This window comes from Paraburkholderia tagetis (genome assembly GCF_022213065.1).
Classification (GTDB): Bacteria; Pseudomonadota; Gammaproteobacteria; order Burkholderiales; family Burkholderiaceae; genus Paraburkholderia; species Paraburkholderia tagetis.
Window position 1 is genome coordinate 44,061 of sequence record NZ_JAKLJA010000032.1, and the last position, 22,565, is coordinate 66,625.

Annotated in this window: 20 protein-coding genes and 1 tRNA gene; 8 read left to right on the forward strand and 13 right to left on the reverse strand. The window is 64.9% G+C overall.

Annotated elements, in window-relative coordinates; all coding sequences use genetic code 11:
- Nucleotides 1-3 precede the first annotated feature (3 nt).
- Nucleotides 4-2,667, forward strand: coding sequence for a phosphoenolpyruvate--protein phosphotransferase (gene ptsP / locus L5014_RS28160; protein WP_238467080.1), 2,664 nt, complete (start codon nucleotides 4-6; stop codon nucleotides 2,665-2,667).
- A gap of 241 nt (nucleotides 2,668-2,908) precedes the next feature.
- Nucleotides 2,909-4,669: an N-acetylglucosamine-specific PTS transporter subunit IIBC gene (gene nagE / locus L5014_RS28165; RefSeq protein ID WP_238467081.1), complete on the forward strand. Its 1,761-nt coding sequence runs from the start codon at nucleotides 2,909-2,911 to the stop codon at nucleotides 4,667-4,669.
- Nucleotides 4,670-4,769: 100 nt separating this feature from the next.
- Here the strand turns inward: nagE and rpoH are convergent, their stop codons facing one another.
- Nucleotides 4,770-5,711 (reverse strand): RNA polymerase sigma factor RpoH, encoded by a 942-nt coding sequence (gene rpoH, locus L5014_RS28170; RefSeq protein WP_238467082.1) that lies wholly within the window; start codon nucleotides 5,709-5,711, stop codon nucleotides 4,770-4,772.
- Nucleotides 5,712-6,294: 583 nt separating this feature from the next.
- Between rpoH and L5014_RS28175 the strand changes: the two genes are divergently transcribed.
- Nucleotides 6,295-6,678, forward strand: a complete 384-nt coding sequence (locus L5014_RS28175) for a nuclear transport factor 2 family protein (RefSeq protein ID WP_238467083.1) — start codon at nucleotides 6,295-6,297, stop codon at nucleotides 6,676-6,678.
- Nucleotides 6,679-6,865: 187 nt separating this feature from the next.
- Here L5014_RS28175 and leuA read toward each other — a convergent pair whose 3' ends face one another.
- From leuA to ybiB, 3 genes are all read right to left on the reverse strand, one after another.
- Nucleotides 6,866-8,512, reverse strand: coding sequence for a 2-isopropylmalate synthase (gene leuA, locus L5014_RS28180; protein WP_238467084.1), 1,647 nt, complete (start codon nucleotides 8,510-8,512; stop codon nucleotides 6,866-6,868).
- Nucleotides 8,502-8,681: a hypothetical protein gene (locus tag L5014_RS28185; protein ID WP_238467085.1), complete on the reverse strand. Its 180-nt coding sequence runs from the start codon at nucleotides 8,679-8,681 to the stop codon at nucleotides 8,502-8,504. Before L5014_RS28185 ends, leuA begins: the two co-directional genes overlap by 11 nt.
- A 301-nt stretch (nucleotides 8,682-8,982) precedes the next feature.
- Entirely contained in the window at nucleotides 8,983-9,966 is a 984-nt protein-coding gene (gene ybiB / locus L5014_RS28190) for a DNA-binding protein YbiB (protein WP_238467086.1), read from the reverse strand.
- 333 nt (nucleotides 9,967-10,299) lie between these two features.
- Between ybiB and L5014_RS28195 the strand changes: the two genes are divergently transcribed.
- Nucleotides 10,300-10,998: a fumarylacetoacetate hydrolase family protein gene (locus L5014_RS28195; RefSeq protein WP_238467087.1), complete on the forward strand. Its 699-nt coding sequence runs from the start codon at nucleotides 10,300-10,302 to the stop codon at nucleotides 10,996-10,998.
- A 127-nt stretch (nucleotides 10,999-11,125) separates the two neighbouring features.
- A complete protein-coding gene (gene maiA / locus L5014_RS28200; RefSeq protein ID WP_238467088.1) occupies nucleotides 11,126-11,773 on the forward strand; it encodes a maleylacetoacetate isomerase in 648 nt (215 codons plus the stop codon).
- Between the two features lie 113 nt (nucleotides 11,774-11,886).
- Here maiA and ftsY read toward each other — a convergent pair whose 3' ends face one another.
- On the reverse strand, nucleotides 11,887-13,056 hold the full coding sequence (gene ftsY / locus L5014_RS28205; RefSeq protein ID WP_238467089.1) for a signal recognition particle-docking protein FtsY: 1,170 nt from the start codon (nucleotides 13,054-13,056) through the stop codon (nucleotides 11,887-11,889).
- Between the two features lie 319 nt (nucleotides 13,057-13,375).
- Between ftsY and rsmD the strand changes: the two genes are divergently transcribed.
- From rsmD to L5014_RS28220, 3 genes are all read left to right on the forward strand, one after another.
- On the forward strand, nucleotides 13,376-14,014 hold the full coding sequence (gene rsmD, locus L5014_RS28210; RefSeq protein WP_238467090.1) for a 16S rRNA (guanine(966)-N(2))-methyltransferase RsmD: 639 nt from the start codon (nucleotides 13,376-13,378) through the stop codon (nucleotides 14,012-14,014).
- 111 nt (nucleotides 14,015-14,125) lie between these two features.
- Nucleotides 14,126-14,620 carry a pantetheine-phosphate adenylyltransferase gene (coaD, locus tag L5014_RS28215; protein WP_238467091.1) on the forward strand — a complete coding sequence of 165 codons (495 nt, stop codon included), beginning with the start codon at nucleotides 14,126-14,128 and terminating at the stop codon, nucleotides 14,618-14,620.
- Nucleotides 14,621-14,777: 157 nt separating this feature from the next.
- Nucleotides 14,778-15,044 (forward strand): YfhL family 4Fe-4S dicluster ferredoxin, encoded by a 267-nt coding sequence (locus L5014_RS28220; RefSeq protein ID WP_238467092.1) that lies wholly within the window; start codon nucleotides 14,778-14,780, stop codon nucleotides 15,042-15,044.
- An 88-nt stretch (nucleotides 15,045-15,132) separates the two neighbouring features.
- On the opposite strand, the gene hisC is transcribed toward L5014_RS28220, so the two are convergent.
- From hisC to L5014_RS28260, 8 genes are all read right to left on the reverse strand, one after another.
- Nucleotides 15,133-16,212 (reverse strand): histidinol-phosphate transaminase, encoded by a 1,080-nt coding sequence (hisC, locus tag L5014_RS28225; protein WP_238467093.1) that lies wholly within the window; start codon nucleotides 16,210-16,212, stop codon nucleotides 15,133-15,135.
- 110 nt (nucleotides 16,213-16,322) lie between these two features.
- Entirely contained in the window at nucleotides 16,323-16,925 is a 603-nt protein-coding gene (pth, locus tag L5014_RS28230) for an aminoacyl-tRNA hydrolase (protein WP_238467094.1), read from the reverse strand.
- Nucleotides 16,926-17,093: 168 nt separating this feature from the next.
- On the reverse strand, nucleotides 17,094-17,702 hold the full coding sequence (locus L5014_RS28235) for a 50S ribosomal protein L25/general stress protein Ctc (protein WP_238467095.1): 609 nt from the start codon (nucleotides 17,700-17,702) through the stop codon (nucleotides 17,094-17,096).
- A 173-nt stretch (nucleotides 17,703-17,875) separates the two neighbouring features.
- Nucleotides 17,876-18,832 (reverse strand): ribose-phosphate pyrophosphokinase, encoded by a 957-nt coding sequence (locus L5014_RS28240; RefSeq protein ID WP_238467119.1) that lies wholly within the window; start codon nucleotides 18,830-18,832, stop codon nucleotides 17,876-17,878.
- A 63-nt stretch (nucleotides 18,833-18,895) separates the two neighbouring features.
- A tRNA-Gln gene (locus tag L5014_RS28245) sits at nucleotides 18,896-18,972 on the reverse strand.
- 50 nt (nucleotides 18,973-19,022) lie between these two features.
- Nucleotides 19,023-19,916 (reverse strand): 4-(cytidine 5'-diphospho)-2-C-methyl-D-erythritol kinase, encoded by an 894-nt coding sequence (gene ispE / locus L5014_RS28250; protein ID WP_238467096.1) that lies wholly within the window; start codon nucleotides 19,914-19,916, stop codon nucleotides 19,023-19,025.
- Nucleotides 19,917-19,966: 50 nt separating this feature from the next.
- Complete coding sequence (gene lolB / locus L5014_RS28255; protein ID WP_238467097.1) at nucleotides 19,967-20,626, reverse strand: lipoprotein insertase outer membrane protein LolB; 660 nt, start codon at nucleotides 20,624-20,626, stop codon at nucleotides 19,967-19,969.
- Nucleotides 20,626-22,521, reverse strand: coding sequence for a tetratricopeptide repeat protein (locus tag L5014_RS28260; protein WP_238467098.1), 1,896 nt, complete (start codon nucleotides 22,519-22,521; stop codon nucleotides 20,626-20,628). Before L5014_RS28260 ends, lolB begins: the two co-directional genes overlap by 1 nt.
- Nucleotides 22,522-22,565 lie beyond the last annotated feature (44 nt).

Consider the following 22,565-nt stretch of genomic DNA (forward strand, 5'->3'; position numbering starts at 1 on the left):
CTGATGGAACGCATCCAGGAGTCTCGCCTGATGAAGCCGGAAAATTCCGCCAAGGGCGGTATCGAACTGATCGCGCCGCTGACCGGCCCAGTCGTGCCGCTCGCGTCGGTGCCCGATCCGGTGTTTTCGGAAGGCCTGTTCGGCGACGGCATCGGCATCGATCCGCTCGTCGGCCGGCTGGTCTCGCCGTGCGACGGCACGATCATGCACCTCGCGCGCACCGGCCACGCCGTCACGGTGCAGACTGCCGAAGGCGCGCAGGTGCTCGTGCATATCGGCATCGACACGGTCGAGCTGAACGGCAAGGGCTTTACGCCGAAGGTCGAACAAGGCGCGCAGGTGCGCCGCGGCGACCTGCTGATCGAATTCGATCTCGACGTGGTGGCGTGCAATGCGCCCAGCCTCGTCTCCGTGATCGCGGTGGCGAACTCCGATGCGTTCGAAGTGGTCGAGCGTGCGGGCTACGCAGACCATGTCGAGGCGGGCGAGTCGCAGCTCCTCGTGCTGCGTGCGCGTGACGGCGCAGTGCCTGCTGCCGATGTCGCGGAAGTCGTGACGAACGAAGCGCGCCGCAGCGTGACGCTCACGCATGCGGGCGGCCTCCATGCGCGGCCTGCGGCCCGTGCGCGTGAAGCGGTGCGCGGAATCGATGCGCGCGTGGAGGTGCGCTTCGGCGAGCGCAAGGCGGCCATCGAAAGCGTAGTGGGCCTGCTTGGTCTGGGGGCGGGCGAGGGCGCGACCATCGAGCTGGTCGGCATGGGCAACGAGGCGCAGAAGGCCGTCGATGCCGTCGCCAACGAACTCCTGCGCGAAGCGCCCGGCGAAGGCGGCGAGGCGCCCGCGCGGCAATTGTCGCCGGCGCCGGTGGCTGCCGCCGTGGCCGGCGTGAGCAGTGCGGCCAGCGCGGCGGGTGCCGCCGTCGCCACGCAGCGGATCGCGCAAGGCGCGCCGGGCACGCTGGTTGGCGTGTGTGCCGCGCCTGGCGTGGCCGTCGGCAAGCTGGTGCGCTGGGACGACGCCGAACTCAAACCGGCCGAACTCGCGAGCGGTCCCTCGGCGGCGGAGAGCCGTCTGCTCGACAAGGCGGTCGCGTCCGTCGATGCCGAGCTGGACGTCTCCGTGCGCGCGGCCTCGCAGCGCGGCGCCATCGGTGAGGCAGGCATTTTCACGATGCATCGCGTGCTGCTCGAAGACCCCACGCTGATCGACGCCGCGCGCGACCTCATCAGCCTCGGCAAGAGCGCGGGCTTCGCATGGCGCGAAGCGATCCGCGCGCAGATCGCGGTGCTCGGCAAGGTGGACGACCCGCTGCTCGCGGAGCGTGCCGCCGATCTGCGCGATCTCGAAAAGCGCGTGCTGCGCGCGCTCGCGAACGCGAGCGGCGCAGGCAACGCGGCGGGCGCGGCGCGGCGCGAGCTGCCCGAGGAAGCGGTGCTCGCCGCCGACGAATTCACGCCTTCCGACCTCGCCTCGCTCGACCGCAAGCGCGTCACCGCGCTCGTGATGGCGCGTGGCGGGGCGACCTCGCACGCCGCGATCATCGCGCGGCAGGCGGGCATCCCGGCGCTCGTCGCACTCGGCGACGCCTTGCACAAGATCGAAGAGGGCACGACGGTGGTGGTGGACGCGGGCGCGGGCAGTTTTGCCTTCTCGCCGAGCGAGCAGGACGTCGAACGCGCTCGAGCCGAGAAGCAGCGCCTCGCCGGTGTGCGCGAAGCGAACCGGCGCACCTCGCGTGAGGCTGCGGCCACGCGCGACGGCCATGCGGTCGAAGTCGCGGCGAATATCGCGACGCTCGAAGACGCCCGCACCGCAGTGGAAAACGGCGCAGACTCCGTGGGCCTGCTGCGCACCGAACTCATGTTCATCCATCGGCAGGCGGCACCCACCGCGGACGAGCATCGTCAGGGCTACCAGGCGATCGCCGAGGCGCTGGGCGGCCGCACGGCGATCATTCGCACGCTCGACGTGGGCGCGGACAAGGAAGTCGACTATCTCACGCTGCCGCCCGAGCCGAACCCCGCGCTAGGTTTGCGCGGCATCCGCTTGGCGCAGGTGCGCCCCGATCTGCTCGACGACCAGTTGCGCGGCCTGCTCGCGGTCGAGCCGATGGGCGCCGTGCGCATCCTGCTGCCGATGGTCACCGACGTGGGCGAGCTCGTGCGCCTGCGCGAGCGCATCGACACGTTTGCCCGCGAGGCGGGCCGCACTGGCCGCATCGAGGTGGGCGTGATGATCGAAGTGCCTTCGGCGGCGCTGCTGGCCGACCAGCTCGCGCGCCACGCCGATTTCCTCTCGATCGGCACCAACGACCTCACGCAGTACACGCTCGCGATGGACCGCTGCCAGCCCGATCTGGCAGCACAGGCCGACGGCCTGCATCCGGCGGTGCTGCGCCTCGTCTCCGTGGCGGTGGAGGGCGCGAGCAAGCATGGCAAGTGGGTTGGGGTGTGCGGCGCGCTGGCGGGAGACCCGCTCGCGGTGCCGCTGCTCGTCGGCCTTGGCGTGACCGAGCTGTCGGTCGATCCGGTTTCCGTGCCGACGATCAAAGCGCGTGTGCGCAAGCTCGATTACAGCCAGTGCCGCGAGCGTGCGTTCGAAGTGCTCGCTTTGGAGTCGGCGCAGGCGGTGCGTGCGGCGAGCCGCGCAAACTGGCCGCTCGACTGATCGCCTGTGCGGTTTCGGGATGAATCGCCGGATTGCTCGCTGATCTGGCGGTTCACGCGCCCGGGCAGGCGGCAGCATTAATGATTCGATTTCCTTAATAACTGCGTTAGCCACCACGCGTTGATTGCGCGCTAGCTGCAAGCTAATTACACGCTAACTACACGCCGGCGGGCGCAGCGATCGCGCGCCGGTTTATCTCATCTCACTTGTCACGCAACAGACAGGGACTGGAGGCATTTCAATGGATGGCAATCCGTTTCTCAAGATTCAGAGCCTCGGCCGCGCGCTGATGCTTCCGATCGCAGTACTGCCGGTGGCCGGCATTCTGCTGCGCTTCGGGCAGGCCGACATGCTCAACATCAAGATCATCGCCGACGCAGGCGGCGCGATCTTCGACAATCTGCCGCTGCTGTTCGCAATCGGCATCGCGGTGGGCTTCGCGAAGGACAATAACGGCGTGGCGGCGCTCGCGGGCGCGCTCGGCTATCTGGTCGAGACCGCCGTGATGAAGGACATCAACGACAAGCTCAACATGGGCGTGCTCTCGGGCGTCGTGGCCGGCGTCGTGGCGGGGATGCTGTACAACCGCTTCAAGGACATCAAGCTGCCCGAGTTCCTGGCCTTCTTCGGCGGCAAGCGCTTCGTGCCGATCGTGACCGGGCTCGTGTGTCTCGTGCTCGGCATTGCGTTTGGCTATGCGTGGGGGCCGGTGCAGCACGCGATCGACACGGCGGGCCACTGGCTCACCACGGCGGGCGCGATCGGCACGTTCGTCTACGGCTTGCTGAACCGGCTGCTGCTCGTGACCGGGCTGCACCACATCCTGAACTCGCTCGTGTGGTTCGTGTTCGGCTCGTTTACGCCCGCCGGCGGCGCGGCCGTGACCGGCGACCTGCACCGCTTCTTCGCGGGCGATCCCACCGCGGGCGGCTTCATGGCCGGCTTCTTCCCGGTGATGATGTTCGGCCTGCCGGCTGCGTGTCTCGCGATGCTGCACGAGGCGCCCAAGGAGCGCCGCGCGATGGTGGGCGGCCTGCTGCTCTCGATGGCGCTCACCTCGTTCCTCACGGGCGTGACCGAGCCGATCGAGTTCACCTTCATGTTCCTCGCGCCGGTGCTCTACGGTATCCACGCCGTGCTCACGGGCCTGTCGCTCGCGATTTGCTCGCTGCTGAATATCAAGCTCGGCTTCACATTCTCGGCGGGCGCGATCGACTACGTGCTGAACTACGGTCTTTCGACGCACGGCTGGGAAGCGATTCCGCTCGGTATCGCCTATGCGGTGGTCTACTACGCGCTGTTCCGCTTCTTCATCCGCCGCTTCAATCTACCGACTCCGGGCCGCGAAGCCTCGGCCGGCGACACGGCAATCGCCTCGTCGATGGCGGGCGTGGAAGTCGCGGCCGGCGATGCGGCAGCGGCCACGGGGCTCTCGCGCGCGGCGCGTTATATCGATGCGCTCGGCGGCGCGGCCAACCTGAAGGTGGTCGATGCATGCACGACACGCCTGCGTCTCACGGTGGCCGATCCGGCCCACGTTTCGGAGCCGGTGCTGAAGGCAATCGGCGCGCGTGGCGTGCTCAAGCGCGGCGGCGAAAGCGTGCAGGTCATCATCGGGCCGGAAGCCGACATGATCGCCGACGAGATCCGTCGCGAGATCGCCAGCGGCCGCCCGGCTGCTGCGGCGGCGAAAGCGGCACCGGTGGCGCAGGCGGCAGCGCAATTTTCGGCGCAGTCATCGGCCAGTACGGACGACGAAGCTGGCCCGCTCGACCCGAATCCGTCGCGCTGGCTGGCGGTGCTGGGCGGCGCGGCGAACATCGTCTCGCTCGACGCGGTTGCGGTCACGCGCTTGCGCGTGATCGTGCGCGACCCGGCCGCGGTCGACCGTGCGCAGCTTGGCACGCTCGACGTGGCCTGGGTGTCGGCGGATACGCTGCACATCGTCGTGGGGAGCGCGGCGCAGCGCTATGCACGCGAGCTTGCCTTGCAGGCTGCCTGAACGCTCAAAAGGAAAAGGCCCCGCTCTCGGTAAGAGTGGGGCCTCGCGGAACGCGCTTGCAGGCGCAGCCTCGTGGGGCCGCGCCGTGCGACTCGGTGCCTTAGCTGTAGTCAGCCAGCGCCGTGCGCATCTTCTTCATGGCGCTTGCTTCGATCTGACGAATACGCTCAGCCGAAACGCCGAACTCGTCGGCCAGCTCGTGCAGCGTCGAGCCGCCCGAGCCGTCGTCTTCGACGTTCAGCCAGCGCGCTTCGATGATGCGGCGGCTGCGCGCATCGAGTGCTTCCAGCGCGCTCGCGATGCCGTCCGATTGCAGACGGTCGCGCTGACGTGCGGCGATCACGGCGGTCGGCTCGCTGTGCGAGTCGGCGAGCCACGCGATCGGGGCGAACGACTCTTCGCCGTCTTCGGTCTGGCTTTCGAGCGCGATATCCGAACCCGAGAGGCGCGTTTCCATCTCCACGACTTCTTCGCGCTTCACGTTCAGTTCCTGCGCGAGGCCTTCGATTTCCTCGGGCGTGAACGACTGCAGGCCCTGCTTGTGGCTGCGCAGATTGAAGAACAGCTTGCGCTGCGCCTTGGTCGTGGCGACCTTCACCATGCGCCAGTTGCGCAGGATGTACTCATGGATCTCCGCCTTGATCCAGTGCATGGCGTACGAGACGAGACGTACGTTTTGCTCGGGGTCAAAGCGCTTTACTGCCTTCATCAGGCCGATATTGCCTTCCTGGATCAGGTCGGCATGCGGCAGGCCATAGCCCAAATAATTGCGCGCGATCGACACCACGAGGCGCAGGTGCGACAGCACGAGGCGTCGTGCGCCTTCGAGATTGTTTTGCTCGCGATACTCGGTCGCGAACTGGCGCTCCTCTTGCGGCGTCAACATCGGGATCCGGTTCACGGCCTGAATGTAGGCGTCGATGTTGCCCAGTTGGCCAGGCAGCATGGAAGCGTTCGCGAGCGCCAGTACACCCGAACCCCCGGCCTTGGCCGACGACGGGCTAAGCATATTCGGAAGGGTCATGGTCATTGCGTTGCTCACGTAGCGAACTCCTCAGGAATCTTGCAAAAGTCGGACTTCGACTCCACGGTGGATGTTAGCACTCTCAATTATCGAGTGCTAATACTTCGAGTCTGTAGGGGCTTCAAGGTTCCGATAACCCTATCGAAATATTTGTTTCGATAGATTTCAGCGAAACCATGAGAGGCAAGCTGGACGGGGCTTGCCGCCCGTTGCGGTCCCGCGCAGTGTCTGGGGCCGAAGGAACACTCTAGAACGAGGCTGTCATTCGCTGCGGATGCGGCGAAGAAAAAGGGCTGGAATCGACGGTTTTCGGGTTGTTGGCGCCTTGGGGCGATGCTTTGAATCCGGCCCGGATTTTGGAGCGGGCATCTATCCCGGAGTCTTTCCAGTAGACACTGGATCGGCCCAAAAGTGCTGCGATGCGACATACAGGCGCGCTTCGTCATGCGTCTGTGTCGCGTAACCCTCATATGGGCGCGGTCCTTTTGATCGCAAGTTTCCACGCGTCAAAACCTGGTATAGATTTCAACGAGACGCGTGCGATCAATCTTCGGCGCGGGTCGACGCGATGATGCGAACTCTTGCGCAAGGGGCTCGAGCAATGGCTGCAAAAGTAATCGATGCGATTCGCGGACTGGAGCGCGAGCGGTTTCGCGCGATGGTGGACGGCGACGGCTCGTCGCTGGATCAACTCCTGTCCGACAATGCCACCTTCATCCACACCAACGGCAAACGCGAGACCAAACAGCAGTTCATCGACGCGATCACGGCGGGGCGTCGCCGCTATCGCCAGATCGAGGTCCAGTCGCAGGACGTGCTGCCGGTGGGGCGCGAGACCTGTGTGATCTCGGGCCGCGCGCTGATCGAAATGGAAGCGAACAACGGTGCGCTGCTCTATCCCATTGCCTATACCGCGATCCAGACGCAGGAGGATGGCCACTGGCGTCTGCTCGCGTGGCAGGCGACGCGTTGCGCTGTCGAGTGATGACCGGTAGGTCCACTCGCCGACATTGCCTGCTGGGCATGTCGGGCGCACGCTGGCGGCCCGTTTTGCCGCTAGCGCTCAACGCAAAGTCCTGGCACTGCTTCTACTAAACCGCTGGTTTCGCTGTGTCGTCGCGCTCCAGCGCGGCGACACCCTCTTGTGCTTGTTTCCGTGCTCGTTTCCCTGATCAAGCCGCCGCGCGACGGTCGACCTGCGGCCAGGCGGCGCGGTTGACGGCGCTCACCATTGCGGCGATGGCCGCGTGCGAGGCGTCGTCGGCAACGCCCACGCCGTGACGCAGCGGCTGGCCGCCAACACGGCAGCCGACGAAGACTGCCGTGGCGCCTTGCGCCGTGCGCACGGTCTCGAACGACGTGACTTCGATACTTTCACCCGCGGCTACCGAGATTGCTCCGGCCACGGCCTGCGCGTGGGCTTCGTCGATCTGCGTCGCCACCGGCACGGCGACATCGCGGCCCTCCCAGCGCATACGTTCAGCGCCGACGTGTGCGGCCGGTCCGCGCGTCTCGAGATATTCGCGCGAGAAGAGGCCGCAAATTGCCTCGCTCGTGATTTCTTCGCCCGAGCCGTCGGTGACGGTCTGCACGGCGTGGCTGAATTCGATCTGCACGCGGCGCGGCGGCGTGAAGCCCATGCCGCGCTCGAGCAGCCACGTGGCGCCGCCCTTGCCCGACTGGCTGTTCACGCGGATCACCGCGTCATAGCTGCGGCCGAGATCGGCGGGGTCGATCGGCAAATAGGGCACTTCCCAGAGCGCGTCGGGCTTTTGCTGCGCGAAGCCCTTGCGGATCGCGTCCTGATGCGAGCCCGAGAACGCCGTGAACACGAGGTCGCCCGCATACGGGTGGCGCGGATGCACCGGCAACTGGTTGCAGCGCTCGACCACGCGGCGCACGGCGTCGATATCGGAGAAGTCGAGGCCCGGGTCGATGCCCTGCGTGTAGAGGTTCATCGCGAGCGTAACGAGGTCGACGTTGCCGGTGCGCTCGCCGTTGCCGAACAGGCACCCTTCGATGCGGTCCGCGCCCGCGAGCAGCGCCATTTCTGCGGCGGCCACGGCCGTGCCGCGGTCGTTGTGCGGATGCACCGAGAGCACGATGCTGTCGCGGTACGCGAGATTGCGGTCCATCCACTCGATCTGGTCAGCGTAGACGTTGGGCATCGCGGCTTCGACGGTCGCAGGCAGATTCACGATCATCTTGTGATCGCGCGTCGGGCGCCAGGTCTGGGCGACGGCGTCGCAGACTTCGCGAGCGAACGAAAGCTCGGTCATGCTGAAGGTTTCCGGCGAATACTGGTAGATCCAATGCGTGCCGGGGCGCGCGTCGGCGTACTGGCGGATGAGGCGTGTGCCTTCCACTGCGAGCGCCTTGACCTCGTCCTTCGACTGCCCGAACACGATCTTGCGGAACGACGGGCAGATCGCGTTGTAGAGATGCACGATCGCGCGCGGCGCGCCTTCGAGTGCCTCGAACGTGCGGGCGATGAGCTCTTCGCGCGATTGCACGAGCACTTCGATCGTCACGTCCTCGGGAATGCGCTTTTGCTCGATCAGCTTGCGCACGAAATCGAAGTCGGTTTGCGACGCCGACGGAAAGCCGACTTCGATCTCCTTGAAGCCAATCGCGACCAGCATCTCGAAGAACTCGAGCTTCTGCTCGATGCTCATCGGTTCGATCAGCGACTGGTTGCCGTCGCGCAGGTCGGTGCTCATCCAGACGGGCGCGCGCTCGACGGTGCGCGTGGGCCATCGGCGGCCGTTCAAACGGACAGCGGGGAAGGGACGGTATTTCTCGGCGGGATTACGCAACATGACATGCCTCGTTCTTCGGGGTGTCGTTTGCGATGGCGGTCGGCAGCGGGCGGCTGGCTTGCTGACGACGAGGCACGATGCGCACAGTTTTGGGCGAACGGGCGGCAACCGCGGACGCGCAGAAGATGGCCACGGTGACGGCGGTAACCGGCGCGGCAAAAGCGGACATGAACGAAGCCCATGCAACGTGCATTTTGACCCTCGCGACTCGTCCGAACGGTAAACGGACGAATGCAGACGACTAGGTTGTAGAGAAACTGCGGTTTGGGGTACTGCGAGAACGGCTTGGGAGGACTGCCGACCGGGGAGGTGGTCGTGCAGCGCTACGCCTGGCTTACGCTAGACGTAGCGATAGGGCCGCTAGGCGGCCGGAGGTAATTCGGAGGGTGTTCGGGAAGGAACGCATTTGTCCAATGTAAGTCAGGACCGACGAATGTGTCAACAGGGAATTCGCGCGGCCCTACGCGCCCCTATGTACGTTTCGCGATGCGCTTGATTGTCTCGACCTGGAGTGCGATGGCTTCGGGCACCGGCGCGTCGCCGCGCAGCACCGCTTCGATCCAGGCCGCTGTCGTCGGGGCGTCCCGGCCTTCGGGCAAGTCGACTTCTGGCATGTCCGGCGACGAGCGCACCGGCTCGATCAGCGTCTCGCAGATGCCGTCGTGCAGCCAGTCCACTTGCACCTGGCGGCGCGTATCGGCGACGGCTTCGCCTTCGGTGCCACGTGCGAGCAGCGCGCCGCCCAAGGCCGCGTCCGGGTGCGCGGCGAACAGTGCGCTCAGGCTCTCGCGATAGGCCGGATGCGTGTAGTTCACGAGCCGCAGGCCGGGCTGCGCGAACGGCTGCAGCAGCTTGACGAGCGTATGCGTTGAGTTGCGCACGCCCATGCGCCGGCGCAGCGACAAGAGACGCGCGAGCTTGGGGGCGAGCGTTTCGATCGACGCGAACGCCGCGCGGCGCTCGCGGAGTTGCGCCTCGATCTCGGCGTGATCGCGTGCGGCGGGCAGGTTCAGCGCGGCGAAGATCTCTGCGCTGGTCACGCGGCCCGGATCTTCGGTCACGCCGTGCACGAGCGTCGGCACGCCTTCGCGCGCGAGCAGCAGCGCAAGCAGCGGCACGAGGTTTGGCTGCTTGCGCGCGCCGTTGTAGCTTGGAATCGATACCGGGCGATACGTGCCCTTGGTATTCTCGGTGCCCTCGGTCACCGCGATAGGCGCGAACGATGCGTGCGCGGCCGCGAGCATCGTGGCGAGCTCAGCGGCGGTTTCGCCCTTTAGCCGGTAGGCGAGCAGCACCGCGCCCAGTTCGAGCTCGGGCACGCGGCCGTCGAGCATCGCCGTGTAGAGCATCTGCGTGTCTTCCGGCGACAGCGAGCGCGCGCCGTGCGGCCCGCGGCCGATCTCCTTGATGAAGCGGGCGCAGGAGAAGGTGTCGGTGGAGTCGGGGACGTTCATGGCGGCGTGGGTGTGGTGCAGGGGGCGGGCAGAGCAATTGCAGCGCGATGGGTGTCCATGGGCACTCATGGGCACCCCGGGCACCCCGGCCACAACGCGCTGCTTTAGTCTGCGCCTTGGGTCTGGATCGGTCCAGGGGCAGTCCGGGATACGGGAAGTATCGCACGAGCGACACGAGCGGCACGAGCGCTGAGGCGCGCCGCAGCGCGTTACACTCGCGTTCTACGTCGCGTGGGCTTCGCCGCTGCGCCTGCGCGCCGCGCCCGCTTGCCGTGCGCGCTTTTGCCGTGTGCGCGTAATGGCGCGCGACCTATCAAGAAGACGGAGAACCCGATGACATACGTATTCGACCCAGCGCCGCAAGCCGCTGTGCCCGTGGCCGGCAGCGATGCGCGCTTTCCGGTGCGCCGCATCTACTGCGTCGGCCGCAATTACGAGGCACATGCGCGTGAGATGGGTCACGATCCGAACCGCGAGCCGCCGTTCTTTTTCGCCAAGCCCGCTGACGCGCTGCTCTACGTCGCGCCTGGCCAGACCGCCGAATTCCCGTATCCCGCCCAGTCGCAGAACGTCCACTTCGAGATGGAACTGGTCGCCGCGATCGGCAAGGGCGGCAAGAATATCCCCGTCGAGCGCGCGCTCGACCACGTGTTTGGCTATGCGCTGGGTCTCGACATGACGCGTCGGGACCTGCAAGCCGAAGCGAAGAAGCTCGGCCGCCCATGGGACACCGCGAAGGGCTTCGACCACTCCGCGCCCATCGGCCCGATTCATTCCGTCGCGCAAGTCGGCCAGATGGCCAGCGGCGCGATCTGGCTTTCGGTGAACGGCGAGGAGAAGCAGCGCTCGGACATCTCGCAGATGATCTGGCCCGTCGCCGACACTATCGCGTTTCTCTCCACGCTGTTCGAACTGAAGGCGGGCGACCTGATCTATACGGGCACGCCGGAGGGCGTCGGCGCAGTGAATACGGGCGACCTGATGAAGGGCGGTGTGGACGGCATCGGCGAATTCGCTGTCCGCGTAGTGTGACGCGGGCATAGCTTTGCATGGGACCGGAGCGCTCTGCGCGAGACCGGAGCAAGCGCTAAAGCGCCAACTCCGGATCGCAAAGTGCTAAAGCACTAACTCCGGCCGACAGAGGAGGCATGAGGAAAACATGAAGCTTTACAGCTATTTCCGCAGTTCGGCGTCGTATCGCGTGCGCATCGCGCTGAATCTGAAGAACCTGTCATACGAGTACGTGCCAGTGCATCTGGTGCGCGAGGGTGGCGAGCAACTGAAGCCCGCATACCGCAAGATCAATCCCGACGCGATCGTGCCGACGCTCATCGACGATGAGAATCACGCGCTCCAGCAATCGCTCGCGATCATCGAGTATCTCGAGGAAACGCACCCCGAGCCGCCGTTGTTGCCGAAGTTGCCCGCCGACCGCGCGCACGTGCGCTCAATTGCGCTGCAGATTGCGTGCGAGATCCATCCGGTCGACAACCTGCGCGTGCTGAGGTATCTGAAGCACACGCTGGGCGTGGACGATGCGGCCAAGGATGCGTGGTATCGGCACTGGATCGAAGCCGGCTTCACCACGCTGGAGGAGCGTCTGGCGAACGATCCGCGCACGGGCAAGCTCTGTTATGGCGATACGCCGACGCTCGCCGACCTGTGCCTCGTGCCGCAGATCTACAACGCGCATCGCTTCAAGATCGACACGACGCGCTATCCGACCATCCAGCGCATTCACGATCATGCGGTGCAGCTCGACGCGTTCGTGCGCGCGGCGCCGGGCGTGCAGCCCGATGCCGAGTGAACTGGGCGCGTGAGTCGTCAGGCGCATGAAAAAAGGCGTCGTTCGCGAGAACGACGCCTTTTGTGTTTGGGCGCGCTTTGGGCTCGCGCCTTGCCCCCTGGCTGGGAGCGGGATCAGTTTCCGAGCAGCGCGTCCGCGAACTCTTCGGCCACGAACGGTTGCAGGTCCTCGACCTTCTCGCCCACGCCGATGAAGTACACCGGGATCGGACGCTGACGCGCGATCGCGGCAAGAATGCCGCCCTTCGCGGTGCCGTCGAGCTTCGTGACGACGAGGCCGGTCAGGCCGAGCGCGTCGTCGAATACCTTCACCTGCGTGAGCGCGTTCTGGCCCGTGTTCGCGTCGATCACGAGCAGCACTTCGTGCGGCGCACCGTCGAGCGCCTTGCCGATTACCCGCTTAACCTTCTTGAGCTCATCCATGAGATGCAGCTGCGTGGGCAGGCGGCCTGCCGTATCGGCCATCACCACGTTGATGCCGCGCGCGCGCGCCGCGCTCACCGCGTCGAAGATCACGGCGGCCGGGTCGCCGCTTTCTTGCTGCACGACCGTCACGTTGTTGCGCTCGCCCCAGATCGCGAGTTGCTCGCGCGCGGCCGCGCGGAACGTGTCGCCCGCGGCCAGCAGCACGCTCTGGTTGAAGCTCTGCATATGCTTTGCGAGCTTGCCGATGCTCGTGGTCTTGCCCGCGCCGTTCACGCCCGCGATCATCATCACGAGCGGCTGCGCGTGGCCCAGCATGAGCGATTTTTCGAGCGGCTTGAGCAAGTCGATGAGCAACTGCCGCAGTGCGTCCTTCACTTGCTGGGCGTCGGTCAGGCGCTCGGCGCGCACCTTCTGGCGCAGCGTCTCCAGCAGGTACTCGGTGGCGTCGACGCCCGCGTCGGACATCAGCAGCGCGGTCTCGAGCTCTTCGTAGAGGTCGTCGTCGATCTTCGCGTTGACGAAGATGCTCTGAATGTTGGAACTCGTCTTCGAAAGCCCCGACTTCAGGCGCGAGAGCCACGACTTCTTTGCGTTGGCGTCGAGCGCGGGCGGCGGGACGATTTCGACGGCTTCGAGCTCGACTTCCGAATCCTTCCGGGTGTCGTCGGCTTGCGGCGCATTGGGCGCCTGCGGAGCGGGCGCGCGAGTGACGGGGGCAGCGGGTGCACTGGACGGGGCCGGCGCCGCTGCGCTTTCGTCGTCGGACGCGTCGGGCACTGTTTCTGGCGCCGCATCGGTTTCGGCCGTCTCGTTCCCGGCGCCCTTCGAGCCCCGGAGTCGTTTAAAGAAACTGAACATGGTGTGGTGTGAGGAAAACGCGCTGCGGGTCTGACCGCGGGACGGTCATCGACGTCGCTCATCGACGTGGCTCAAGCGGGCAACGCGTGGAAAACACATTATTTTATCAGGCGCCCCCGGGCGCGTCGTTGCGGCAGGCGTGCGGTACATATCCGGTGCCCGCCCGGCCCTGTGGTAACGTTCGCGCATTGGCCGTCGCGGCGCTTGCCCGCATGGCGTGTAGCACCTGCCCGCCGCTGTCCGGCCATCGTCGGGCCGGCATCGGCCGGCGCCCATCGGCACCCGCACATCGGCACCGATTCACTCAGCAAAAAAACGCATGGCCCGTTCATCCTCCCCACGCCCGCAGGGCGCCCGCGCAGCTCATGGTGCGCAATCCGGCCGCGCTGGCGGCACGCATACGATCCGTATCATCGGCGGCGACTGGAAGCGCACGCCGCTGCCGGTGCTCGATCTCGAGGGCCTGCGCCCCACGCCCGATCGTGTGCGCGAGACGCTCTTCAACTGGCTCGGCCAGCGGCTCGATGGTCAGCGCTGTCTCGACCTGTTCGCGGGCAGTGGCGCGCTCGGCTTCGAAGCGGCGTCGCGCGGCGCCCAGCGCGTGGTGATGGTGGAGCGCAATGCGCGCGCCGCCGCGCAATTGCGCGCGAACCAGGCGCGCCTTGCCGCCCGCACGATCGAAGTCGCCGAAGCCGACGCGCTGCGCCTCGCCGCCAATCTCGCACCGGGCTCGTTCGACGTCGTGTTCCTCGATCCGCCGTTCGGCGATGCCGCGCTTCTCGCGCGCTCGCTTGAGTTGGCCGCACCGCTCGTCGCGCCGGATGGCTGGCTCTACGTGGAGTCGGGCGAGTCCGTGGATCCCGCGGTACAGCCCGCGCTGGCGGGCTGGGCCGTGGTGCGCGAGGGCAAAGCTGGGGCGGTTCGCTATCATTTGCTGCAACGCGAAAATGAGGAATAATGCGCGTTCGATAAAGAAGCGGGCGGGCGGTTTCAGGCGCCACGCAGGCACTCGCGCAGGCTGTGCATAAGCCGCACATTGCGCCCCATTTCTGTTGAGAGGAGAAGCCTCATGGTAGTCGCCGTGTACCCCGGTACGTTCGATCCGCTCACGCGCGGTCACGAAGATCTCGTGCGGCGCGCATCGAGCATTTTCGACACGCTGGTGGTCGGTGTCGCCGACAGCCGCAACAAGAAGCCGTTCTTCTCGCTCGAAGAGCGGCTCGACATTGCGCATGAGGTGCTCGGCCATTATCCGAACGTCCAGGTGATGAGCTTCAAGGGCCTGCTCAAGGATTTCGTGCGCACTAACAACGCGCGCGTGATCGTGCGCGGTCTGCGCGCCGTGTCGGACTTCGAATACGAGTTTCAGATGGCGGGCATGAACCGGTATCTCCTGCCCGACGTCGAAACGATGTTCATGACGCCATCGGATCAGTATCAGTTTATTTCGGGCACGATCGTGCGCGAAATCGCCCAGTTGGGCGGCGATGTCAGCAAGTTCGTGTTCCCTTCGGTGGAAAAGCGGCTGCAGGACAAGGTGGCCGAGCTCGGCGGCCCGGCGTGACGAAGGCTTGAGCGGCGCCGCGCGCCGTATCAGCCGTATCGTTCAGCGCCGGTTCTATCCCTTTCAGCATGCTCGCGGCCGCGCGCTGCGAAAGCCCGGCAGGACCCGGGTCGCAGCGCTATAATTAGTTGTTTTTGAAGGGAAAAGCGAGAGTAGTATGGCCCTGATGATTACCGACGAGTGCATCAATTGCGACGTCTGCGAGCCCGAGTGCCCGAACGACGCAATTTCGATGGGCCCGGAAATCTACGTGATCGATCCGAACAAGTGCACCGAATGCGTTGGCCACTTCGATGAGCCGCAGTGCATCCAGGTCTGTCCGGTCGAGTGCATTCCGAAAAATCCGGAGCATGTGGAGTCGAACGAGCAACTGATGGAGAAGTACAGCGCGTTGACTGCGGCCAAGAACGCTTCGAACACCTGACGCGCCGGCTGCCGTCAAAGTCGTGCAGAAATAGAAAACGCGCCTCGACAAGGCGCGTTTTTTGTTGGTTCTAGTCTTTTGCCGACGATTAGCGAATGATCGTCTTCAGCGCTTCGATCAACGTATCGCATTCGGCGTCGGTGCCGATCGAGATGCGCAGGTGCTGGTTCACGCGCGGCGCGTTGAAGTGGCGCACGAAGATCTCCTTTTCGCGCAGCTTCGCGGAAATCTGCGCCGCGTCGTGCGCAGGATGCTTCGCGAACACGAAATTGGCCGCCGAAGGCACGACTTCGAAGCCGAGCGCGGTGAGCGATGCCGTCAGCCGCGCACGGCTCTCCATGACACGCTTGCTCGTGGTTGCGAGCCACTCGGCGTCCTCGTAGGCTGCCGTTGCCGCGGCTTGCGCCAGGCGGTCGAGCGGATACGAGTTGAAGCTGTCCTTCACACGGTTGAGCGCGTCGATCAGATCGGCGTGGCCGAACGCAAAGCCCACGCGCATGCCCGCAAGCTGACGCGACTTCGACGTCGTGTGCACGACGAGCAGGTTCGGGTAGCGGTCGATCAGCGCGATTGCCGACTCTGCGCCGAAATCCACATACGCTTCGTCCACAATCACGACCGAATCGGCATTGGCCGCCACGAGGCGCTCGACTTCCGCGAGCGGCAGCGCGTGGCCAGTGGGCGCGTTCGGATTCGGGAAGATCACGCCGCCATTCGTTGCGCCATTCGCCGGCAGATAGTCGTCGACGCGTATCGCGAACTGCGCATCGAGCGGAACCGTGCGGTACTCGACGTCGTAAAGACGCGCATAGGTCGGGTAGAAGCTGTACGTGATATCGGGAAAGAGGATCGGCTTGTCGTGCTTGAGCAGCGCCTGGAACGCATGGGCGAGCACTTCGTCGGAGCCGTTGCCGACGAACACCTGATCCACGCGGATGCCGTGATGCGCGGCCACGGCGGCGCGCAGACGTTTCGCGACCGGATCCGGATAGAGGCGCAGCGACGCGGCCGTTTCGCCGAGCTCCGCGCGGATTGCTTCGAGCACGCGCGGCGAGGGCGGGTACGGGTTCTCGTTGGTGTTGAGCTTCACCGGCTTCGTGAGCGCGGGCTGCTCGCCCGGTACGTAGGGCACGAGGCGGTGGACGATGTCACTCCAGTAACGACTCAAGATGTTCTCCTGTCGAGCGGAACAGGGCTTTACCCGTTCCGTCCCATCCTTCGAATTGACCTGCCAATAAAGCTCGCAGAAGCCCGCAGCCAGCGCTGCGCGGGCGAAAATCAGCCGTTGCGATGCAGTTGCATGACGGCGCGTTCGGCCTCGCCCTTCACGAAAGTGGGCATGACGGCGAGCGCACGCTCGATCGATGCGTCGATCACGTCCTGTTCCTCGCGGCGCGGCGGCTTGAGCACGTAATTCGCAACGTCGGGCTTCGCGCCCGCGCGCGCACCTTCGGGAATCAGATCGCGCGGATGGCCGATACCGATACGCAGGCGCCAGTATTGCTGCGTCGACAGATGCGCGGAAATGTCCTTCAGGCCGTTGTGGCCGCCGCTGCCGCCGCCGAGCTTGAGCTTGACGCTGCCGGGCGGCAGGTCGAGCTCGTCGTGCGCGACGAGGATCTCGTCGGGCAGGATCTTGAAGAAGTTCGCGAGCGCGACGACCGACTGGCCCGAGCGGTTCATATATGTCTGCGGCTCGAGCAGATGCACTTCCTCGCCATAGAGGCGCGCCTTCGCATAGTGGCCGTGGAAGCGCCGCTCGTCGCGCAGCGTCGTGCCGGCTTCGCGCGCGAGCTGGTCCACGAGCCAGAAGCCCGCATTGTGGCGCGTTGCCGTGTATTCGGCGCCCGGATTGCCGAGCCCGACGATCAACCTGATCATTGTGGTGTTCCGCCTGCAGAATTCGTTGAAACAATCCGCAAGTGTACGAAAAAACTGCGAAAAAAAACCCGCCGGGGCGAACCGCGGCGGGTCACGTCGTCCGTTTCTTTGAAACGGATCGAGAGGATCAGCTTATTTGCTGTACAGCGGGCAATAAAGCCGCGGCGCTTATTCTGCAGCCGGTGCTTCTTCGCCTTCAGCAGCCGCCTGGGCGCCAGCCGGCACGGGTGCCGACGCGATCACCGGGTTTTCGGCTTCAACGTGCGAGACCAGCGTCACGCCTGCGGGCAGCGTGATGTCCTTGGCGTGCAGCGATTGGCCCGCTTCGATCTTCGCGAGGTCGACTTCGAGGAATTCCGGCAGCGAGCCCGGCAGGCACTGGACTTCGATTTCAGCCAGAACGTGCGAGATGATCGCGCCACCCAGCTTGACGGCCGGGTTGGTTTCCTGGTTCATGAAGTGCAGGGGCACCTTCGTGTGGATCTTCTTGTTCGGATCGACACGCTGGAAGTCCACGTGCAGCACGAGCTGACGGAACGGGTGATATTGCACGTCGCGCAGCAGGACTTGCTGCGACTTGCCGGCCACTTCGAGGTCGAGGATCGACGAGTGGAAGGCTTCCTTCTTCAGGGCGTGCCACAGCGCGTTGTGGTCGAGCTCGACCATTTGCGGCTCGGCGCCGACACCGTAAACGATGCCCGGCGTCTTGCCAGCATTGCGCAGGCGGCGGCTCGCACCCGTACCTTGCAGATTGCGTTCGAAAGCGATGACTTTCATGATGTTCTCAGTTAATGCACTGCCCGCGACCAGGCAGTAAATAAAACGGGGTCCTTGAGGCATTGTTGCTGCCGGAAGGGCCCCCTACGATACGGCGCAAACCTTCGTCCGCTTGCGCCGATTACACCAAAGCGCGGCATCCTTGCGAATGCCGCGCTTTGGCGCGAATCTTTTTAGCTTTCCGCGAACAGCGACATCACCGAGTCGCCGCGGCGGATACGTGAGAACGTTTCCGCCAGTAGACCCGCGCTCGTGAGCGAACGGATCTTCGCGCATGCACGGGCTTCAGCGCCCAGTGCAATCGTATCGGTCACGACCAGTTCGTCGAGCGCCGAAGCGGCGATACGCTCGCCCGCGCCACCCGACAGAACCGGGTGCGTGGCGTACGCGAACACCTTCTTCGCGCCGCGTTCCTTGAGCACTTGTGCTGCCTTGCAGAGCGTGCCGGCGGTGTCGACCATGTCGTCCATGATCACGCAGGTGCGGCCTTCGACTTCACCGATGATGTTCATCACTTCGGCGACGTTCGCCTTCGGGCGACGCTTGTCGATGATCGCGAGATCGCAGTTCAGTTGCTTGGCGAGCGCACGGGCGCGCACCACGCCGCCGACGTCCGGCGAAACGACCAGCAGGTTCTCGTAGTTCTGCTTGCGCAGATCGCCGAGCAGCACGGGCGTTGCGTAGATGTTGTCGACGGGAATATCGAAGAAACCCTGGATCTGGTCAGCGTGCAGATCCATCGTGATGATCCGCTCGACGCCCGCGATTTCCAGCATGTTCGCCACGACCTTCGCCGAGATGGCGACGCGCGCCGAACGGGGGCGGCGGTCTTGACGGGCATAGCCGAAGTAGGGGATGGCTGCGGTGATCCGGCCTGCGGATGCGCGTTTGAGCGCATCGACCATGATCATCAGTTCCATCAGGTTGTCGTTGGTCGGTGCGCTGGTCGACTGGAGGACGAAGACGTCCTTGCCGCGCACGTTTTCCTGGATTTCGACCTGGATCTCACCGTCGGAAAAACGGCTAACCATAGCCTTACCGAGGGGAATACCGAGGATCTTGACGACTTCCTGTGCAAGCGCGGGATTTGCGTTGCCAGTAAAAACCATCAGGCCGTCATGGCTGCTCATCATGCACCTGCTGCGGACTTGGGGGGCGAGAGGAACTACTTGGGTGAACTGCTTTAGAATTTTTGGCAGGGGAGGAAGGACTCGAACCCTCGCATGCCGGAATCAAAATCCGGTGCCTTAACCAACTTGGCGACTCCCCTACACTCAACTTCGAGCCTGATTGACCGGTAGAGCGATCAATCACGCAAAACTATGCCGCGAAAGTGAAGAGTGGATGCTTGTCCAGGCTCGACGTTACTGCGCTTCTCCAGTCTGCCGGAAGCTGCGCTTGCGCCGCTTCTGCTTCAGCCCGACTGGCGAACGCTGCAAAAACACTTGCGCCCGACCCGGTCATCCGCGCTGGTGCGATGCTGTTTGAGATACTTCCAAACCATTCGAGCACCCGCGCTACTTCCGCGTATTTTTCTGCGACAACCGCTTGCATATCGTTTTGGCCGAAACTATCTGGCCATCCGTTTTGCGTTGCGTGTCGTGCAAGAAAGACTGCTATTGTGCAGGTCTTTGTGTCCCTTGTCAACGACTTTTCTGAAAAAATTTCAGCAGTAGGAACATGAACCCGCGGCGTCACAACCAAAAAATGACGCGCCGGCAATTGTACAGCCTCCAGTGCCTCTCCAACACCCTCCGCGAACGCATTTTTTCCGAATACGAAGAAGGGCACGTCGGCGCCGAGTTTGAGCGCGAGCGCCTGCAATTCCTCGCGCGGCAGATTGAGTTTCCACAGGCGATTGAGCGCGAGCAGCGTGGTGGCCGCATCCGAGCTGCCGCCGCCAAGACCAGCGCCCATTGGCAGACGTTTTTCGATGTCGATCTCGACGCCTTCGTTGGTGCCGGTATGTTGCTTGAGCAACGTCGCGGCGCGCACGGTGAGGTCGTGCTCGGCCGGTACGCCGTCGACTTCCGTCGTGCGCGTGATGCGGCCGTCGAGGCGGCGCTTGAAATGCAGCGTGTCGCCCCAGTCGAGCAACTGGAAGACGGTCTGCAGGTCGTGATAGCCATTGGGCCGGCGACCCGTGATATGCAGGAAAAGATTGAGTTTCGCGGGCGCGAGGCAGCCGCGCAGCGAGTCCTGGGTTTCGGTCATGATGCTTGGCGTCCAGCGGCGACGAGAGTCGTCCGCCAGGTGCGATTCCTTTACTGGTCGAGCACGAGCTTGATCTGAAGCGGCGGATCTTCGCGCGTGAGGTTCACGCGCTTGACGCCGGTGGCGGGCGCGTCTGCGTAGGCGAGATAGTCGATGGTCCAGCCGTCCTGCTGGATCTGCGCGAGACGCTGCGGATCTTTCGGGTCGGGCATGGTGTGCGCGCGCGACGTTGGCGCAACCGATGGCTGCAGCCAGTAGCGCAAGCCCTCGACGGGCAGCGCGAAGCCAAGCGCCTGTTGCATCAGTGTGCTGACGTTGTCGGCGGTGAGCGGCTGCTTGTTCGGCAGTTCGAGCGTGGCCGTGGCCGGCGACGACGTGACGACGGCAAGCGTCTGCCCAAGCGGATTGAGCAGTTGCAGCGTCACGGTCGAGTCGGTTTCACGCCAGTCGAAATTGCCATAGGCGTTGCGCTGCTGGCCGCGCTGGTCGTCGTACTGAACGGCGAAGCGGCCGTGGTAGGCGCGGCTCGTTTGCGTGGTGAGCGAAGTCGTGGCGCGTGCGGTGGACGGTTCGTGCGGCGGTTGCGTCGCGCAGCCTGCGAGCGTGAGCAATCCGGCGAGCAGCCCGGCCGCCGCCACGCCGCGCGAGGAGCGTCTCGCAAATGCGGCGGCAATGGCGGTGGGGCGGGAATGCAGATGAGATTCAGCCATCAGAGATCGTTGACCTGGAAGCGCTTGAGCGTTTTCAGGAGTGTGTCGTTATCGGGTTCGAGCTTGCGTGCCTCGCGCCAGGCCTCGCGCGCGCCGTCCTGGTCGCCGTTCTTCCACAGCACCTCGCCGAGGTGCGCGCCGATTTCGGCGTTCGGCTGCAGGCTGTAGGCCCGGCGCAATACCTTGATGGCGTCGGCGTTATCGCCCATGCGGTACTTCACCCAGCCCACGCTGTCCATGATGAACGCGTCGTCAGGGGCGAGCGACGAAGCTTTTTCGACGAGCTTGTCCGCTTCCGGCAGGCGCTGGTTGCGATCCGCGAGCGAGTAGCCGAGCGCGTTGTAGGCCTGCGGGTTGTCCGGCTGCGTCTTGATCAGCTTGCGCAGTTGCGCCTCCATGACCTCGTAGTGACTGGTCTTTTCGGCGGCCATTGCGTAGTCATAGGTGAGGTCGGGGTCTTCCGGAAAGTCGGCCGTGGCCTTGGCGAGGCGCGTCTCCGCCTCCTGATAGCGCTTGGCGTCGAACAGGATGGCGGCGTCGGTGCGCGCGATCAGCGCCTGGTCGCGCGGGTCGTCGGCCTGGATGCTCGCGAGCTGGCGGCGTGCGTCGTCGACCTTGCCCTGCTTGTCGAGCATCTGCGCGCGCGTGATCTGCGCGGGCACGTATTGCTGGCTATTGGGCTGGATCTTGTCGAGCCACTGCTGCGCACCCGCGTTGTCCTTCTGCTCGGCGGCGAGCTGCGCGAGATAAATGTAGCCCTGGCCCGGGTCCGCTCCCGGCGTTTTCTCCGCCGCCTGCGAGTACTGAATCAGATATTGCTTTGCCTCGTCGTACTTCTTCTGCTGCACGTCGATGAGCGAGAGCGCCATCAGCGGCATCAGGTCGGTCGCATTGGCCTTGTGCAGGGTCTCGAACTGCTTTTTCGCGTCGTCGAGGCGGTCGGCGGCGAGGTACGTTTGCGCGAGCGCAAGATGTCCTTCACGCGATTTCGGATTCTGCCGAACATATTTTTCGATCGACGCGATGCCTTCCTGGCGCTCCTCTGGTCCCATCTGCGCAAGCATCAGCGCGGCGGGCAGGTAGTCCGGCCTGATGGCGAGCGCCTGCTCGAACGACTTGCGCGCAGCCGGCACGTCGTCGACGAGCAGTTGCTGGCGACCCAGGGCAAGCTGCGCCTCGGGGCGGTTCATGTCGTCCTTGAGCAGCGTCTTGAGCGTGTCGAGGCCGCCGGCGCGATTCGGGCCGCGCGAGAGCAGCAGTTGCAGCGAGAGCAGCGCCTGGCTGCGGCTGTCGGCCGGCACGCGGGCCAGCTCGCGCGCGAGCAGCGGCTGCGCGTCGGCGGGCTTGCCGGCGAGCACGAGCAGCGATGCGTCGAGCTGCGCCGCACGCTCCGAATTCGGCGCGTACTGTTGCCAGAGTTGCACGGCAGTGAGCGCGTCGGTCGGGCTTTGCGCCGCAAGTGCGATTTCCGTCGCACGTTGCGCCATGCGCGGGTCGTGCGTGTCGCGTGTGAGCGCCAGATAGGTTTGATAGGCCGGCGCCGGCTGATTGCGCTGCAGGGCAATTTCGGCGGCGAGCACCTGGAAGACGATCTGGCTTGAGAGCGCGACGCCTGGCAGGTCTTTCTTCTCGTCAGGCGAGGCAGGACCGAACGCATCCGGCATGGTGACGGAAGTGTCGTCCGTGGTGGGGGCCTGATCCTGCGCATACGCGCCCGGCGTGCTCAACGCCCAAGCCGCGAGCACCGCCGCGCCGATCAGGCGCCGGGGTCCGAACGCACGCAATTGCAGGGCTTCGCGCAGGCGCGGCGCTACCGCTTTGGAGCCCAGTCCGGATTCCGCTTTGGAGTCCTGAGGCGAGCGCTTCGCAAACAGCTTTACGAAAGACAGTTCCATGGAATTCCGTCGAATGTTTCGGTCGATTGTAACGCGCTGGATAC

Coding starts and splice junctions, on each gene's coding strand:
- ptsP (WP_238467080.1), top strand. CDS start 4: ATGGAACGCATCCAGGAGTCTCGCCTGATGAAGCCGGAAAATTCCGCC.
- nagE (WP_238467081.1), top strand. CDS start 2,909: ATGGATGGCAATCCGTTTCTCAAGATTCAGAGCCTCGGCCGCGCGCTG.
- L5014_RS28175 (WP_238467083.1), top strand. CDS start 6,295: ATGGCTGCAAAAGTAATCGATGCGATTCGCGGACTGGAGCGCGAGCGG.
- leuA (WP_238467084.1), bottom strand. CDS start 8,512: ATGTTGCGTAATCCCGCCGAGAAATACCGTCCCTTCCCCGCTGTCCGT.
- L5014_RS28185 (WP_238467085.1), bottom strand. CDS start 8,681: ATGTCCGCTTTTGCCGCGCCGGTTACCGCCGTCACCGTGGCCATCTTC.
- ybiB (WP_238467086.1), bottom strand. CDS start 9,966: ATGAACGTCCCCGACTCCACCGACACCTTCTCCTGCGCCCGCTTCATC.
- L5014_RS28195 (WP_238467087.1), top strand. CDS start 10,300: ATGACATACGTATTCGACCCAGCGCCGCAAGCCGCTGTGCCCGTGGCC.
- maiA (WP_238467088.1), top strand. CDS start 11,126: ATGAAGCTTTACAGCTATTTCCGCAGTTCGGCGTCGTATCGCGTGCGC.
- ftsY (WP_238467089.1), bottom strand. CDS start 13,056: ATGTTCAGTTTCTTTAAACGACTCCGGGGCTCGAAGGGCGCCGGGAAC.
- rsmD (WP_238467090.1), top strand. CDS start 13,376: ATGGCCCGTTCATCCTCCCCACGCCCGCAGGGCGCCCGCGCAGCTCAT.
- coaD (WP_238467091.1), top strand. CDS start 14,126: ATGGTAGTCGCCGTGTACCCCGGTACGTTCGATCCGCTCACGCGCGGT.
- L5014_RS28220 (WP_238467092.1), top strand. CDS start 14,778: ATGGCCCTGATGATTACCGACGAGTGCATCAATTGCGACGTCTGCGAG.
- pth (WP_238467094.1), bottom strand. CDS start 16,925: ATGATCAGGTTGATCGTCGGGCTCGGCAATCCGGGCGCCGAATACACG.
- L5014_RS28235 (WP_238467095.1), bottom strand. CDS start 17,702: ATGAAAGTCATCGCTTTCGAACGCAATCTGCAAGGTACGGGTGCGAGC.
- L5014_RS28240 (WP_238467119.1), bottom strand. CDS start 18,832: ATGAGCAGCCATGACGGCCTGATGGTTTTTACTGGCAACGCAAATCCC.
- ispE (WP_238467096.1), bottom strand. CDS start 19,916: ATGACCGAAACCCAGGACTCGCTGCGCGGCTGCCTCGCGCCCGCGAAA.
- lolB (WP_238467097.1), bottom strand. CDS start 20,626: ATGGCTGAATCTCATCTGCATTCCCGCCCCACCGCCATTGCCGCCGCA.
- L5014_RS28260 (WP_238467098.1), bottom strand. CDS start 22,521: ATGGAACTGTCTTTCGTAAAGCTGTTTGCGAAGCGCTCGCCTCAGGAC.